The organism is Paraburkholderia phenoliruptrix, assembly GCF_019511605.1.
Taxonomy (GTDB): Bacteria; Pseudomonadota; Gammaproteobacteria; order Burkholderiales; family Burkholderiaceae; genus Paraburkholderia; species Paraburkholderia phenoliruptrix_A.
This window is the reverse complement of the sequence record NZ_JAEUAV010000024.1, coordinates 1-14,676: the sequence shown is the minus strand read 5'-3', so window position 1 is coordinate 14,676 and position 14,676 is coordinate 1. Positions and strand designations below refer to the sequence as shown.

General features: G+C 66.3%; 12 protein-coding genes. 4 read left to right on the top strand and 8 right to left on the bottom strand.

From position 1 onward, the window contains the following. Window positions 1-58: 58 nt before the first annotated feature. From JNB89_RS24295 to iolB, 4 genes are read left to right on the top strand one after another with little or no spacing between them, the layout of a single operon-like run. Window positions 59-2,128, top strand: a complete 2,070-nt coding sequence (locus tag JNB89_RS24295) for a bifunctional 5-dehydro-2-deoxygluconokinase/5-dehydro-2-deoxyphosphogluconate aldolase (RefSeq protein WP_220363898.1) — start codon at window positions 59-61, stop codon at window positions 2,126-2,128. Continuing rightward, entirely contained in the window at window positions 2,125-4,173 is a 2,049-nt protein-coding gene (gene iolD, locus JNB89_RS24290; protein ID WP_220363897.1) for a 3D-(3,5/4)-trihydroxycyclohexane-1,2-dione acylhydrolase (decyclizing), read from the top strand. Before JNB89_RS24295 ends, iolD begins: the two co-directional genes overlap by 4 nt. After that, window positions 4,170-5,108, top strand: coding sequence for a myo-inosose-2 dehydratase (gene iolE / locus JNB89_RS24285; RefSeq protein WP_220363896.1), 939 nt, complete (start codon window positions 4,170-4,172; stop codon window positions 5,106-5,108). Before iolD ends, iolE begins: the two co-directional genes overlap by 4 nt. Beyond that, window positions 5,105-5,905, top strand: coding sequence for a 5-deoxy-glucuronate isomerase (gene iolB, locus JNB89_RS24280; protein WP_220363895.1), 801 nt, complete (start codon window positions 5,105-5,107; stop codon window positions 5,903-5,905). Before iolE ends, iolB begins: the two co-directional genes overlap by 4 nt. A gap of 24 nt (window positions 5,906-5,929) precedes the next feature. Here the strand turns inward: iolB and JNB89_RS24275 are convergent, their stop codons facing one another. The 8 genes from JNB89_RS24275 to JNB89_RS24240 form a co-directional block, all read right to left on the bottom strand. Then, window positions 5,930-8,215, bottom strand: coding sequence for a hypothetical protein (locus JNB89_RS24275; protein WP_222859045.1), 2,286 nt, complete (start codon window positions 8,213-8,215; stop codon window positions 5,930-5,932). 283 nt (window positions 8,216-8,498) lie between these two features. Then, window positions 8,499-9,224: an ABC transporter ATP-binding protein gene (locus JNB89_RS24270; protein ID WP_220363938.1), complete on the bottom strand. Its 726-nt coding sequence runs from the start codon at window positions 9,222-9,224 to the stop codon at window positions 8,499-8,501. Between the two features lie 5 nt (window positions 9,225-9,229). Further along, the gene (locus tag JNB89_RS24265; RefSeq protein ID WP_220363894.1) at window positions 9,230-9,994 is read right to left on the bottom strand and encodes an ABC transporter ATP-binding protein; all 765 of its coding nucleotides are present in this window, start codon (window positions 9,992-9,994) and stop codon (window positions 9,230-9,232) included. Next, entirely contained in the window at window positions 9,991-11,418 is a 1,428-nt protein-coding gene (locus JNB89_RS24260) for a branched-chain amino acid ABC transporter permease (protein ID WP_220363893.1), read from the bottom strand. The genes JNB89_RS24265 and JNB89_RS24260 overlap by 4 nt, the downstream gene beginning before the upstream one ends. Continuing rightward, complete coding sequence (locus JNB89_RS24255; RefSeq protein ID WP_220363892.1) at window positions 11,411-12,349, bottom strand: branched-chain amino acid ABC transporter permease; 939 nt, start codon at window positions 12,347-12,349, stop codon at window positions 11,411-11,413. The genes JNB89_RS24260 and JNB89_RS24255 overlap by 8 nt, the downstream gene beginning before the upstream one ends. 4 nt (window positions 12,350-12,353) lie before the next feature. After that, window positions 12,354-12,809: an acyl-CoA thioesterase gene (locus tag JNB89_RS24250; RefSeq protein WP_220363891.1), complete on the bottom strand. Its 456-nt coding sequence runs from the start codon at window positions 12,807-12,809 to the stop codon at window positions 12,354-12,356. 144 nt (window positions 12,810-12,953) lie between these two features. Further along, on the bottom strand, window positions 12,954-13,484 hold the full coding sequence (locus JNB89_RS24245) for an NUDIX domain-containing protein (RefSeq protein WP_220363890.1): 531 nt from the start codon (window positions 13,482-13,484) through the stop codon (window positions 12,954-12,956). 47 nt (window positions 13,485-13,531) lie between these two features. Further along, window positions 13,532-14,563, bottom strand: coding sequence for a threonine aldolase family protein (locus tag JNB89_RS24240; protein ID WP_220363889.1), 1,032 nt, complete (start codon window positions 14,561-14,563; stop codon window positions 13,532-13,534). Window positions 14,564-14,676 lie beyond the last annotated feature (113 nt).

The window sequence follows — 14,676 nt, the reverse complement described above, 5'->3', positions numbered from 1 at the left end:
TTCGCGCGGCAGCGGCCGACTGGCGCCGCTCGCCGCGCTCCGTCATTCAGGGGTATTCATGGCTCATTCCAGTACATTCAGCGGCACGCCGGTGCAAAGCGCCGACCAAACCGCGAGCGCGTGCGGCAGCAGCGGCGAGAGCCGCTTCGCGCGAGGCCGCAGCCGCGACATTGTGTGCCTTGGCCGCCTTGCCGTCGATCTGTACGCGCAGCAGGTGGGCGCGCGTCTAGAGGACGTGTCGAGCTTCGCGAAGTATCTCGGCGGTTCGTCGGCGAACATTGCATTTGGTTGCGCGCGACTCGGACTGTCGGCGGCCATGCTCACGCGCGTCGGCAACGACCACATGGGCCGCTTTCTCACCGAAACGTTAATGCGCGAAGGCTGCGACGTGAGCCACGTGCGCGTCGACCACGAGCGCCTTACCGCACTCGTGCTGCTCGGGTTGAAGGACCGCGACACGTTCCCGCTGATCTTCTACCGCGAGAATTGCGCCGACATGGCCGTGGACGAAGCCGACTTCGACGAGGCGTTCATTGCTTCGTCGAAAGCGCTGCTGATTACCGGCACGCACTTCTCCACCGAACAGGTGAACCGCACGAGCCGCCGCGCGCTGGATTACGCGCGGCGCAACCACGTGCGCACCGTGCTCGACATCGACTATCGCCCGGTACTATGGGGGCTCACGGGCAAAGCGGACGGCGAGACGCGCTTTGTCGCGAGCGAAGGCGTCACCGCGCATTTGCAGCGCATTCTGCCGCTGTTCGATCTGGTGATAGGCACGGAGGAAGAGTTTCGCATTGCCGGCGGCAAGGGCGAACTGGTGGACGCGCTCGCGGCGGTGCGCGCGCTTACGTCGGCGACGCTCGTGCTCAAGCGCGGACCGATGGGCTGCCAGATCGTCGACGGCAACGTGCCCGCCTCGCTCGATGAACTGCCGGTTCACGGCGGCGTGGAAGTTGAAGTGTTGAACGTGCTCGGCGCGGGCGACGCGTTCGCCTCCGGCTTTCTCTCCGGATGGTTGCGCGATCAACCACTCGAAGCCTGCGCACGCGCCGCGAACGCGAGCGGCGCGCTGGTCGTATCGCGCCACGCCTGCGCGCCGGCCATGCCGACGCCCGCCGAACTCGACTATTTCCTGCGCGAGGCGAAGGCCGATCCCGAACGCATGCGCCGGCCGGATCGCGACGCGACTCTCGCGCGCCTGCATCGCGTGACGCCCGCGCGCCAGCAATGGCACGAAGTACTCGGCTTTGCGTTCGACCATCGCAATCAGTTCTTTGAACTGGCGCAGCAAACGGGGGCCAGCGAGACGCGTATTGCGCGGCTCAAGGGCCTGTTCGTCGAAGCGGTCGCGCAGACCGAAGGCGCGCTGGGCCTGCAAGGGCGCATCGGCGTACTGATCGACGACCGTTATGGCCAGGACGCGCTCAATGCCGCGACCGGCCGCGGCTGGTGGATCGGCCGCCCGGTCGAATTGCCGGGCTCGGTGCCGCTCGTGTTCGACCACGGCCGCTCGGTGGGCACGACGCTCGCGACATGGCCGCGCGAGCATGTCGCGAAGTGTCTCGTGCAATTCCATCCCGACGAGCCGATCGAACAGCGTCTCGAACAGGAAGCGCAATTGCGCGCGCTCTACGACGCGACCCAGGCGAGCGGCCACGAGTTGCTGCTCGAGGTGATTCCGCCGAAGCACGCGAGCCTGCCGCAAGGTCCGAACGTCGTCTACCGCGCGTTGAAGCGGCTCTACAACATCGGCATCTACCCCGAATGGTGGAAACTCGAGCCGATGGATACCGCGCAGTGGCGCCAGGTCGACGCGCTGATCGCCGAGCGCGATCCGTACTGCCGGGGCGTCGTGCTGCTCGGTTTGTCGGCGGGCGTCGAGCAGTTGAACGATGGCTTTCGCGCGGCGGCGCGCTCGTCCACGTGCCGCGGCTTCACCGTGGGCCGCACCATCTTCCACGAGCCGAGCCATGCATGGCTCGCAGGCGAAATCGGCGACGACGAATTGATTGCGCGCGTGCGCCGCATTTTCGAAACGCTGATCGCATCGTGGCGCGCGGCGCGCGAATCCGCTGCTGCCGAACGCGACGCGAATACGCACGTTCATCAGGAGCAAGCTGCATGAATCAGCGCTTTTCAGAGCATCGCGACGAGCTTGACGAAGCACTAGCAGGCGGCGCGGGCGCGGGCGGCACGCTGCGCCTGACCACTGCACAGGCGCTCGTGCGCTATCTGGCCGCGCAACGCGTCACGACAGAAGACGGCCTCGGCACCGAGCCGCTCTTTGGCGGCATATTCGCAATCTTCGGTCATGGCAACGTGGCAGGCATGGGCGAGGCGCTGTATCAGCATCGCGACGCGTTGCCGACGCTGCGCGCGCATAACGAGCAGGCAATGGCACACAGCGCGATTGCGTACGCGAAGGCGCATTTTCGCCGCCGCATGATGGCGGTCACCACGTCCATCGGACCGGGCGCGACCAATCTGCTCACAGCGGCAGCGCTCGCGCACGTGAACCGTCTGCCGGTGCTGCTGTTGCCGGGCGACATTTTCGTCTCGCGAGCGCCGGACCCTGTTTTACAGCAACTCGAAGATGCGCACGATGGCGGCGTTTCGGCGAACGATGCGTTCAAGCCCGTGTCGCGCTACTTCGATCGCATCGTCCATCCCGCGCAATTGCTGAGTGCGCTGCCGCGCGCGCTGCGCGTGCTCACCGATGCAGCTTTGTGCGGCCCGGTCACCCTCGCATTGCCGCAAGACGTGCAAGCGCAGGCGTTCGACTTCCCCGCCGATTTCTTCGCGCCGCGCGTGGTTACGTTCTACTCGCCTGCGCCGCGCGCCGACGAGATTAGCGCCGCAATAGAACGTTTGCAGCACGCGCGGCGCCCGCTGATCGTCGCGGGCGGCGGCGTGCTGTACGGCCGCGCGAGCGAGGCACTGCAACGCTTTGCCGCCGCGTACGGCATTCCGGTGGCGGAGACGCAGGCGGGCAAGGGTGCTCTCGCATGGAACGATCCGCTGAACGCAGGCGCATTGGGCGTAACGGGCTCGCCTGGCGCCAACGCACTCGCGCGCGAAGCCGACTGCGTGCTCGCACTGGGCACGCGCCTGCAGGACTTCACGACCGGGTCGAACTCGCTTTTTACGCAGGCGCACGTGATCGGCATCAATGCAAATGCGTTCGACGGCCTCAAACACCGCGCTCAGGTCGTGCAGGCCGACGCGCGCCTCGCGCTCGACGCGCTCAGCGCAGGCCTTCACGACTGGCATGCGGACCGCACATGGACTGCACGCGCCCGCGAACTCGCGGCGAACTGGCGCGACGCGGTGCAGGCGCTCACCCATGCGCCGCAGCACGAGGCCGTGCTGCCCTACGAGGGCGACGTGATCGGCGCGGTGCAAAGGTCCAGTGCCGACTCGCCCGCGCATGACATCGTGGTCTGCGCGGCGGGCACCCTGCCCGCGGAATTGCACAAGCTGTGGCGGGCAGCGGTGCCGGGCGCGTATCACGTCGAGTACGGCTACTCGTGCATGGGCTATGAAATTGCCGGCGGGCTCGGCGCGAAACTTGCGCGCCCCGAACGTGAAGTGATCGTGATGGTGGGCGACGGCAGCTATCTGATGATGAACAGCGAGATTGCCACCTCCGTCATGCTGGGCGCGAAGCTGATCGTGGTGGTGCTCGACAATCGCGGCTACGGCTGCATCAACCGCTTGCAGCAGGCATGCGGCGGCGCGCCGTTCAACAATCTGCTCGACGACTGCAGACAGGGACCGCTTGGCGCCCCGCGCATCGACTTCGCCGCGCATGCGCGAGCCCTCGGCGCGCACGCGGAACACGCGGCGAACATCGCCGAACTCGAGGCTGCGCTGCAACGTGCACGCGCCGCAGACCGCACGTACGTGATCAGCATTGACACTGACCCGGCGCGCACCACGGCAGAAGGCGGCTGGTGGTGGGAAGTCGCGGTGCCCGAAGTATCGCCGCGAGCGGGCGTGCGCGACGCGCGGGCGAGCTACGAGGCGCAGCTTGCGGCACGCGGTAAAGCGCGCGGCGCGCCGCCTCAAGATGACGGCGGCGGGGACGCCGGCCACGGCGACACGACTCGCAATAGCCACGGCACCGCTGTGCCCACCCACGAAGCCAACGACAAGGGATCGCTCGCATGACCGCTTTCAACGTACGCATCGGCATCAACCCGTTGTCGTGGATGAACGACGACCTGCCCTCGCTCGGCGGTGAAACGCCGCTGGAAGTCGCGCTGACCGAAGGCCGCCAGATCGGCTACGAGGGCTTCGAGCTCGGCAACAAGTTTCCGCGTGAGCCCGAGGCATTGAAGACGCTACTCGCGCAATACGATCTCGCGCTCGTCTCCGGATGGTATTCCGGACGTCTTGCGCGGCGCAGCGTCGAAGAAGAAATCGCGCAAGTCGGCCCGCACCTCGAACTGCTCGCGCAAAACGGCGCGAGCGTCATGGTGTACGGCGAAGTCGCCGATTCGATTCAGGGTGCGCAGAGACCGCTTTATCAACGGCCGCGTTTTTTCGGCGACGCGCAATGGGCCGCGTATGCCGCACGCGTCGACGAATTCGCACGCTACACGCTTAGTCGCGGCGTGCGGCTTGCTTACCATCATCACATGGGCGCCTACGTCGAAACGCCGGCCGACGTCGATCAGCTAATGTCGCGCACGAGCGGCGCAGTCGGACTGCTGTTCGACGCGGGACACATCACGTTCGCGGGCGGCGATCCGCTTGGCGTGCTCGATAAGCACATCGGCCGCGTGTGTCACGTGCATTGCAAGGACGTGCGCCCCGCCGTCATGAAGCTCGCGCGCAATCGCAACTGGAGTTTTCTCGACGCGGTCATGGCGGGCGCGTTCACCGTGCCGGGCGACGGCGCGGTCGATTTTCCGTCCATCATCGCGCGGCTGAAGCAGCATGGTTATTCGGGGTGGCTGGTGGTCGAAGCAGAACAGGACCCGGTTGTCGCGCCTTCGTTCGAATACGCGCAAAAAGGCTTCAACACCTTGCGCGCATTAGTTGATGCACCGCTCGATACGACCGCGAGCAACAAGCCGCGCACTACGCAGGAGGCAGCATGAGTCTACTGGTAAAGGCCGAGCGCGAGGGCCAGACAATCGCGCGCGTAACGCCGCAGTCGGCCTGCTGGCGATACGTCGGCTTTGCCGCTTATCGGCTGGGCACAAATGAAGTCGTACACGTGTTCGAGCCGGCGCGCGAGGTGTGCATCGTGGTGCTGGCCGGCGCCGTGGACGTTGAAACGGAGCACGACAAATGGTCGTCGCTCGGTTCGCGCGACAGCGTATTCGAAGACGCCGCGCCCTACGCCGTGTATTTGCCGCCCGGCGTACGGGCGGCCGTGCGTGCGTGCCGCGATGCTGAGATCGGCGTGGCGAGCGCGCCCGCCAAAGGCGAGTTCCCTGCGCGGCTGATCGAGCCCTCCTCCATGAAGCGCTCCACGCGCGGCAGGAGTTTCAACACGCGGTACGTCTGCGATATTCTGCCGCAAACGGAACCGGCAGAGTCGCTGCTGGTTGTCGAAGTGCGAACGCCTGGCGGCCATGCTTCGAGCTATCCGCCGCACAAGCACGATACCGACAACGTACCGCACGAGAGCTCGCTCGAAGAGACGTATTACCATCGGTTGAATCCGCCGCAAGGTTTTGCGTTTCAGCGCGTGTACACCGATACGCGCGATATCGACGAATCCATGGCCGTTGAGAATCACGACGTCGTGATGGTGCCGCGCGGCTATCATCCCGTGGTCGTGCCTTATGGCTACGACTCGTATTATCTGAACGTGATGGCGGGCGCGCAGCGCGTCTGGCACTTCCGCAACGACCCGGCGCACGAGTGGATCATCAATAAGGATGCGTGAGCGGGCCGCTTGCCGCGCGCCGCATCATTTGCCGCGCGCGGCGAGATCCACGTCGAGCGCGCCGTCGGCGCCCATGCGCACCGTCCCCTTCGAAACGTCCCGGCGATAGCCGTACAGGTCGAACTTCATCGCGCCGGGGTTCGAGCTGTCCCTGATGAAAGTTCGCGCGTTGGTGACGAGCGAGTTGAACATTTTCACGTCGCCCGATTCGATCCATACATAGCTTTTCGCCGCGTTGGCCGGCGCTCGCGCGAGCGCTGCGCCGGTCTCGCGCCTGAACGCGAGAACGAGGCCGTCGTCGGTCACGGTCGCGCTCGCAAGGCGCCCTTGCAACAGCGGCGGCGGGAATACGGTGTACTGATCGAATACCAGTTCATTGCCTTGCAGCGCGACGCCTTTGCGCGCGAACGGCGTAAGCGAGGCAAGCGGAATGTCGAGCGCACGCAGCAATGCGGCCTGCGGCACGCCGAGCACCTTGACGGACGTCGGCTGATACACGAGATGCCGCTCGTCTCGCGCGACAATGGTGCCGCTCATCGTAGTAGGCAGCCATACGCCGGGAAAGTGGTTCCATAGCTTGATGCCGCCTGTCACTTCGAGCTTTCCGTCCATCGGCTTCAAGTGAAGGTCGTTCAGCGAGCGCGGCTCGTAATCGAGTAGATAGTCGTTAAATAGCGCGGCCATCGCGGGCCACGGCTCCACCACCTCGCCGCCGAGAATGCGTATGTCGTACTGCTCGGGATCGTCGAGATCGACCGGTTGGCCTCGCGTTTTCGGGACCAACTGCGCGTCGAGTGAACGCACATGAAAACCGATGCGCCCGGCTACATAGAAGTCCACGTTTTCCACATGAATCAACGCAGTGTTGGCGAGCGAACGACGCTCGTCGTTGGGTGCCGGTGTTCGAGCCGCCTCCCCGCGGCCGGGCAACGTTGGGCGCAGGCTCACAGGCATCGCGCGCGCCGCCGAAGCGCTTTGCGCGCTCTGCGGCACGTGTTGCCAGACGAGCCGCGCCGCGGCGAGCGAAGCTTGCTGCGCGCGAATCAGGCTGTCGTTAAAGCGCGCGCTCGCGCGGCCGATCTCCTGCGGCAGCTCTTTCGCCGTGCTTGCGACAGCGGTGAACGAAGGCAGGTGCACGTCGAGCGCACCGGCTTCGTCGAACGTGAAATAGCCGGCGGCCATCTGTTCGCGATAGTGGTACAAATCGAGCACGAACGGCGCGCCCGCGTCGATGGGTGTCAACGCCATGTCGATATTCATCGGCATGGAGCGCATGAACTTCACATCGCCGCCTTGCAGCAGCATGCCGCGCGCGGGCATGTTGGCGGGCCAGTCTATGCGCGGCAACGTGCCGTCGTCGAGCGTGAAGCGCACGCCCGCCGCGCTCGTGGCAATGCTCGCGATCCGCATGCGCAGCGCGGGCGGCGGCGTCAGCTTCGCGACCTGCATCACGACGTCGTCGCCGTCAAGGCGCGCAATCGGCGTCTGCACTTTGAGCAGATCGGCCATCTTTACATGCGCGGCCTGCATCAAGCGGTCGGCCGCAACACCCGCGACCTCGACATGATTAGCATGGAACGCCAGTTCGTCGGCGCTGCGCATCGCAAGCGAGCCGGACAGCACGATGGGCACCCACGTGTCGCGACGCATCTCGCCAGTAATGCGCAGGCTGCCGCCGTCTTGCGGCGCCACGCGCATGTTGCGCAACGGCGAGCCCTCGTAGCTAAACAGGTAACGGTTGAAGATCGCAGTGAGCTTTGCGCTGTCGAGCGTGACTTCGCCGCGATGCACGTCGATGACCACGCTCGTCGGGTCGTCAAAAACAATCGGCTCGCCGGCCCGCGCCGGGACCAGGGTCGCCGCCATGTCGTGGATCATGAAGCCGATGTCGCCCGTCACGCGAAAGTCGACGTCGCGCGCGAACATCAGTGAACCGTCTATGCCCGAGTCGCGCAGCGTCAGCGCGCGGCTGCGCTTCACGCTCATGCCGCTCGCGGCAGGCACGCGCGCCGCGACGCTTCTCTCGGCCGCGAGTTGTCGCGCTTTGGCGGCTTCTATCGCAGGGCGTGGCGTCACGGCGGCTTGCGCGCCCGTGGCGCTCGACTCTGAAGAGCCCACCGGGGGCCCGGCGTTCATCGTGGAAGTCGAGGCGGCGCAGGCCGACATGAAAAGCGCCGCGCTCAGAAGCGCCGTGCCCGCGCGCAGCGGCACGCGCCAGTTGCACCGCAATGCCGCCACCCGCGCGCGACGCGCGCGGGCGGGCCATGCATTGCCTTCGGGCTCTTCATCGAAAGCGCCTGTGTCGTTCATGATGTCTCCTCCCTGAAGCCGCGACGCTTACAACGGACGCGCATTAGCCGCGCATGCGCCGCGTGCCTTCATGATTGTCTTTATTTGTCAGCGCGCTGCCGACAAGATTTCTGGAGGATGCTCACCAAACAATCAAGCGTTTGAATCGGCGGGCGCAGTCAGTGCAAAGCCCCGCGTGCCGGCCGTGAGCGCGGAGTCGATCAGTGCAATTCAAACACGGTCGCGCCGTCGGCTTTTCGGCGAGGGCCGCGCTGCGGGAGTAAGAAGATCGTGCGAGCCCGCCTCAACCCACGCCGAGCCATTCGCGCATGACATCCGTGCGCTGCTGGAAGGCATTCAGCTCGCCGTCGAAGACAATCTCGCCATGACCCATTACCGCGACGCGGCTCGCCAGGTCGCGCGCGATCACCAGTCGCTGCTCGATCAGCAGCATCGCCATGCCGCGCTCGCGCAGCACGCGCAGACATTGCGCAACCTGCTGCATGACCGCGCTTGCGAGGCCCTCGCCCGGTTCGTCGACGACAAGCAGATCCGGGTCGCCGAGCAGCGCACGTGCGAGCGCCAGCATCTGCTGCTCGCCGCCCGACAGCACGCCCGCACGGGTGCGCTTGCGTTCGCGCAGCACGGGAAAGAGCGTGTACGCGTCGTCGACGGTGAAGCGTGCGGGCTGTCCGGCTCTGCTTTCGCGCCGCCGCGGCGCGACGCCCAACTCGAGGTTTTCGCCGACGCTCAGCCCAGCAAACACATCGCGATGCTCCGGCACGTAGCCGATGCCGAGCCGCGCGATTTCGAAGGTACGCAGTCCGGCAAGCGAGCGGCCGGCCAAGCGCAGCTCGCCTTCGCATTGCACGAGGCCCATGATCGCGCGGGCGAGCGTGGAGCGCCCAGAGCCGTTGCGGCCGACTAGCGCGAGCACTTCTCCCGCGTCGATGCGCAGGTTCACGCCGTGCAAGGCCTGGCTCGGGCCATACCATGCGTTGAGTCCGCGAATGTGGAGCAAAGGCGTCATAGGCGTCATAGTTCGCCTCGCTGCTCGAACCCTTCGCCGAGATAGGCCGCGCGTACCGCGGCGTCCGCGCGGATCGCCGCGGGCGTGCCCGTGGCGATGACGCGCCCTTGCACCAGCACTGAAATGCGATCCGCGATGGCGAACACCGCGTTCATGTCGTGCTCGACCATCAACAGCGTGCGGCCCGCTGTGGCCTCGCGGATCAGCTCGATTGCACGTGCCGCTTCCGCGCGGTTCATGCCGGCGGTCGGCTCGTCGAGCAGCAACGTATGCGCGCCGCTCGCGAGCGCAATGCCGAGGTCTAGTGCGCGCTGTTCCGCATAGCTGAGCATGCCGGCCGGCACATGCGCGCGCTCGCCCAGCCCGACTGCCTCGAGCACCTGCCACGCGCGCGCATCGACCGTGGACGAAGCCGCGAACCGCTGCCACCAGCGCATGCGGTCGCGCTCGGCGAAGAGCGCTGCACAGCGCAGGTTGTCGAACACGCTCAGGCGCGCGAACACACTCGTGCTCTGGAAACTGCGCGCGAGGCCGCGGCGCGTGATGGCGGCCGGCGCAAGCCGTGTGATCTCCGCGCCGAACAGATGGATGCGTCCAGCGTTAGGCCGCGCGCCGCCCGCGATCAGATTGAACAGCGTGGACTTGCCCGCGCCGTTGGGGCCAATCAGCGCATGGCGCTCGCCCGGCTCGACGGCGAGGTTCACGCCGCGCAAAATCTGCGTGGCGCCAAAGCGCTTTTCGACGCCGGACAGCGCGAGCGCCGGGATCATCGCGCGTCTCCCGAGTCGTGCAGCGCGGCGGCCTGCGCAGGTGCCTGCTCCGGTCCCTGTGCAGGTCCCTGTGTACGAGCCTGCGCGGCAAAACGGTGCTGCGCGCGGCGCGCGGCGAAAGCCGCCAGCGTGCCGCACGCAGCGAGCGCGAAAATCGCGAGGCTGAGCCGCGTAGGCGACGAGCCGACGAATGACAGCAGCGAAGCCACGCCGCTCGCGCCGAGTGCCGGGCCGAGTGTCACGCTGAATACCGAGCCGAATGCCGCGCCTTGGTCAGCGTCGAATTGCGCAGCGTAGGCCCACTGCACCGCGAGCACGACGGCGGCGCTCCACAGCACAAACGCCGCCGTGCCGGCGAGGTAGACGGCTCGGCACGACCGCCAGCCGTATCGCACGAGCCGCGCCGCGTGGCGCGCGAGGAAACCGGCGAGACCGTCCGGTGCAGCCACCACGATCACGACGAAAAACAACCCTAGATAGAAGAGCCAGGCGCGGGTGACGCTGGCCACCGCCGTGCTGAAAAACGTCAGCACGACCGCGCCTGCAACTGGTCCGAAAAAAGCGCCGGTGCCGCCGATCACCGTCGCGATCAGCACGGAACCGGAGCGCAGCATGCTCACGCTTTCCGTGGACACCAGTTCGACGTTGATCAGCGCCAGCGTGCCCGCGACGCCCGCAAAAAACGCGGACATAACCACGACGCCGTAGCGGATGCGGCGCGGGTAGCAGCCGATGGCCGCCGCACGCACCGGGTTGTCGCGCACCGCGTTGGCAACGCGCATGAACGGCGTGCGCGTGAGCGCAAACATCGCCACGCTCGCGAGCAGACACCACAACGCGATCAGCGTATAGGCCTCGCGGGCCGGGCCGAATGTCCACGCGCCGAACGCCGGTCCGCTCGCGCGGTCGATCGCGACGCCCGCCTCGCCGCCGAACCAGTCCGGCAAGGTCCACGCGGCAGCGGCAACCAGTTCGCCGATGCCGAGCGTGATCATGGCGAATGCGGTTCCCGCACGGCGCGTCGAGATGAAACCGAGCAACGCGCCGCATAGCGCGGCCCCTGCTCCGCCGACGAGCGGCAGCAGCGCGAGCGGCACGCCGAAACGATTGAACACGTGCGCGGCGATCAGTGCGCCGAGGCCGGCATACGCGGCATGGCCGAATGACAACAGCCCCGTTTCGCCGAGCAACAGGTTGTAGGAGAGCGCGAAGACGATCATCGTCGCGGTCTGCGCGAGATAGGCGAGCAGCCAGCTTTGCCGCCAGACGAGAGGCGGCAGCGCGAGCAGCAGAATCAGCGCGAGCCACGGCAGCAGACGGCTCCATGTGACGAGCCGTCCACGCCTCGCTTGCGCGGCTCCCGCATTGGCTTCGGGCCTCGCCGTCGCAGCGACTCGGCGAGCCGGCTCGATGCGCTCACGCATGGTCGTCGCGCCGTCCGAACAGGCCGCGCGGGCGCAGCGCCAGCATGGCGACGAGCAGCAGGTACGGAATCAGCGGTGCAAGCTGAGCGAGCGTGAGCGCGTCCCATTCCTGCGGCAAGGACGCGCCGAAGGCGGCGAGCACGTCGCCGAGCGAGACGTCGCTCGCGATGGCAAGCGTCTGCACACAGCCTATCAGCAGCGATGCAACGAGCGCGCCACCCAGCGATCCGAGCCCGCCTATCACGACCACCACGAACACTATCGAGCCGAGCGATTCGGCCATTGCGGGTTCGATGACCGTAAGCGGCGCGCCGATCACGCCAGCCAACGCCGCGAGCGCCGTGCCCGCCGCGAACACGCCGGTGAAGACACGCGGCACGTCGTGGCCGAGCGCTTCGACAGCGCTTGCGTGGGTGAGCGCCGCGCGCACAATGAGCCCCGCTTTCGACACGCGCAGCACCGCGTACAACAGCGCCAGCATGCAGAGCGAAACCGCCATCATGAATGCGCGATAACGCGCGAAGGCCGCGCCGTAGAGCGTGAAAAGCGGACCGTCGAGCGCGGCCGGCACGCTTGCGGCAAGCGGGCTCAAGCCCCAGCCGAGCTTGACGAGTTCGCCGAGCACATAAGCGGCGCCGAAGGTGAGCAGCAACTCGGCCAGATGGCCGTGGCTGCGCACACGACGCAACAGCCAGCGCTCGAGCGCCGCGCCGAGCAAGCCGACGACGAGCGGCGCGATCACGAGCGCAACCCAGAAGCCGGCTCGCGCGGCCACCGAGTAGCCGACATACGCGCCCAGCATGTAGAAGCTCGCGTGCGCGAAGTTGAGCACGCCGAGCATGCTGAAAATCAGCGTCAAGCCGGCCGACAGCATGAAAAGCAGCAAGCCGAAACTGATTCCGTTCAGCAGGTTGATGACGAACGACTGCACGTGCCTAGTCCGCGGCCGCGTTGCTGGCGACGCCAAGCGGCTCGAGCGCCGCGCGCAGCGTATCCGGCAGATTCACCGGACGGCGCGTCACGCGATCCACATACACGTGCACGAAGTGCCCTTGCGCAGCGGCTGCGTCGTCGCCTTCCCGGAACAGGCCCACTTCGTAGCGCACGCTCGAAGTGCCGAGCCGCGCTACGCGCAGGCCCGCGTCGACGCGCTGGGGAAATACCAGCGGCGCGAAGTAGTTGCACTGCGTCTCCACCACGAGTCCGATGGTCGCGCCGCGTTCGAAATCGAGCACGCCGGCGCGGACCAGGTACTCGTTGACGACCGTATCGAAGTAGCTGTAATAGACAACGTTGTTCACGTGGCCGTAGACGTCGTTGTCCATCCAGCGCGTGGTGATGGCGAGAAAGTGCGGATACGAGCTTCGTGCGGACGGTGCGGGTTTCGACATGGGCGTGGGCTCGAACGTATGTGGCTGTGAGGTAGCTGTGAGGTGGCTGTGAGGTGCCTGGGGTTATCCGTTGAATCGCGGCGCGTGGCTCGATGAGCGGCTCGCGCGGCTGCATGAGTCCTGCATTCGACGAATGCGGCTTCTTTACTGCCCGGGCCTGTCGACGAATTCGAACGGCAAGCCGCGCCGCCGCATCCATTCGCCGAGTGCCTGACCGGTGCCCGCGCGCCACGGCCGCAGCTTTGCCGGCTCCACCAGCCGGTATTCGAGCAGTTCGGGCGACAGCGAAATGGTGCCGTGCGCCTTCACGTGATACGCGATGATCAGTTCGTTCTTGCGGATGAACTCGTACACGCCGATCAGTTCGACCGACTCCGCGTGCAAGGACGTCTCTTCCCACACCTCGCGCGCAATGCCCTCTTCCGGCGTCTCGCCGTTTTCGAGGAAGCCCGTGATCAGCGCAAAGACGCCCTCCGCCCACGCCGCGTTGCGCGCGAGCAGGATCTTGCCTTCGTATTCGACGATAGCCGCGACCACCGGCAGCGGGTTGTTCCAATGGACGTAGCCGCATTGCGCATCGGGACAGCTCTGGCGGATGCGGCCGCCCTCATGCTCCGCGTCGGCCCGCTCGACGAGAGGTGTCGAGCAGCGCGGGCAAAATCGATAGTCTGTCATGGTGGGGTCTGGGTGTTATGCGGGCTCTTAGCCCGGCGTCTGCAATCTTACGCTGCGCATAGCTCGCGTACTTCCGCCGCAAAACGCTCCACGGTTTGCGGCTGCGTGTCCCACGCACACATCAGCCGGCAACCGCCCGCGCCGATGAACTCGTAAAACTTCCAGCCGCGCGCATGCATCGCTCTGGCCGCTTGCGCGGGCAGCTGCGCGAATACCGCGTTCGATTCGCGCGGAAACATGATTTGCACGCCGGGAATTTCCTGCAAGCGTGTTTGCAACAGCTCGGCCATTGCGTTCGCATGACGCGCGTTGCGCAACCAGACGTCGTTATCGAGCAGCCCGAGCCACGGCGCGGAGATGAAGCGCATTTTCGACGCAAGCTGGCCCGCCTGCTTCAGGCGATACGCGAAGTCGGCGGCGAGCGCGCGGTCGAAGAACACCACTGCCTCGCCCACCGGCAGGCCGTTCTTGGTGCCGCCGAAACACAGCACGTCGACGCCCGCGCGCCACGTGATCTCCGACGGATGCACGTTCAGCGCAGCCACCGCATTCGCGAAACGCGCGCCGTCCATATGCACCTTCAGATGACGCCGCTTGGCGATCGCCGCAATCGCGCGGATTTCCTCGACGCTGTAGACGGTGCCCACTTCCGTTGACTGGGTGAGCGTGACCACCTTCGGCTTGGGATAGTGGATGTCGGCGCGGCGCGTGACGACCGCCTCGATTGCATCTGGCGTGAGCTTGCCGCCGACGCCCGGCGCCGTCAGCAGCTTCGAGCCGCCGGAGAAGAATTCTGGGCCGCCGCATTCGTCGGTCTCGATGTGCGCGAGTTCATGGCAGATCACCGAGTGATACGACTGACACAGCGACGCAAGCGCAAGCGAATTGGCGGCCGTGCCGTTGAAGACGAAGAACACTTCGCAGTCGGTCTGGAACAGTTCGCGCAGACGGTCGCAGACCTGGTTGGTCCAGGAATCGTCGCCGTAGGCCGGTTCGTGGCCGCTGTTGTTGGCGGCGATGAGCGCGTCGAGCGCTTCGGGGCAGATGCCGGCATAGTTGTCGGACGCGAAATGTTGCATGACGGGCGGCGCGACCGGTTAAAGACGCGCGGGATGTCGGAAAGCGGACATTTTAGTGTGCGAGGGGGTGTTTGGTCATTCTTGAGGGGGTGCAGCGACGGTCGGGGGGTGGT

Coding starts and splice junctions, on each gene's coding strand:
- JNB89_RS24295 (WP_220363898.1), top strand. CDS start 59: ATGGCTCATTCCAGTACATTCAGCGGCACGCCGGTGCAAAGCGCCGAC.
- iolD (WP_220363897.1), top strand. CDS start 2,125: ATGAATCAGCGCTTTTCAGAGCATCGCGACGAGCTTGACGAAGCACTA.
- iolE (WP_220363896.1), top strand. CDS start 4,170: ATGACCGCTTTCAACGTACGCATCGGCATCAACCCGTTGTCGTGGATG.
- iolB (WP_220363895.1), top strand. CDS start 5,105: ATGAGTCTACTGGTAAAGGCCGAGCGCGAGGGCCAGACAATCGCGCGC.
- JNB89_RS24275 (WP_222859045.1), bottom strand. CDS start 8,215: ATGAACGACACAGGCGCTTTCGATGAAGAGCCCGAAGGCAATGCATGG.
- JNB89_RS24270 (WP_220363938.1), bottom strand. CDS start 9,224: ATGACGCCTTTGCTCCACATTCGCGGACTCAACGCATGGTATGGCCCG.
- JNB89_RS24265 (WP_220363894.1), bottom strand. CDS start 9,994: ATGATCCCGGCGCTCGCGCTGTCCGGCGTCGAAAAGCGCTTTGGCGCC.
- JNB89_RS24260 (WP_220363893.1), bottom strand. CDS start 11,418: ATGCGTGAGCGCATCGAGCCGGCTCGCCGAGTCGCTGCGACGGCGAGG.
- JNB89_RS24250 (WP_220363891.1), bottom strand. CDS start 12,809: ATGTCGAAACCCGCACCGTCCGCACGAAGCTCGTATCCGCACTTTCTC.
- JNB89_RS24245 (WP_220363890.1), bottom strand. CDS start 13,484: ATGACAGACTATCGATTTTGCCCGCGCTGCTCGACACCTCTCGTCGAG.
- JNB89_RS24240 (WP_220363889.1), bottom strand. CDS start 14,563: ATGCAACATTTCGCGTCCGACAACTATGCCGGCATCTGCCCCGAAGCG.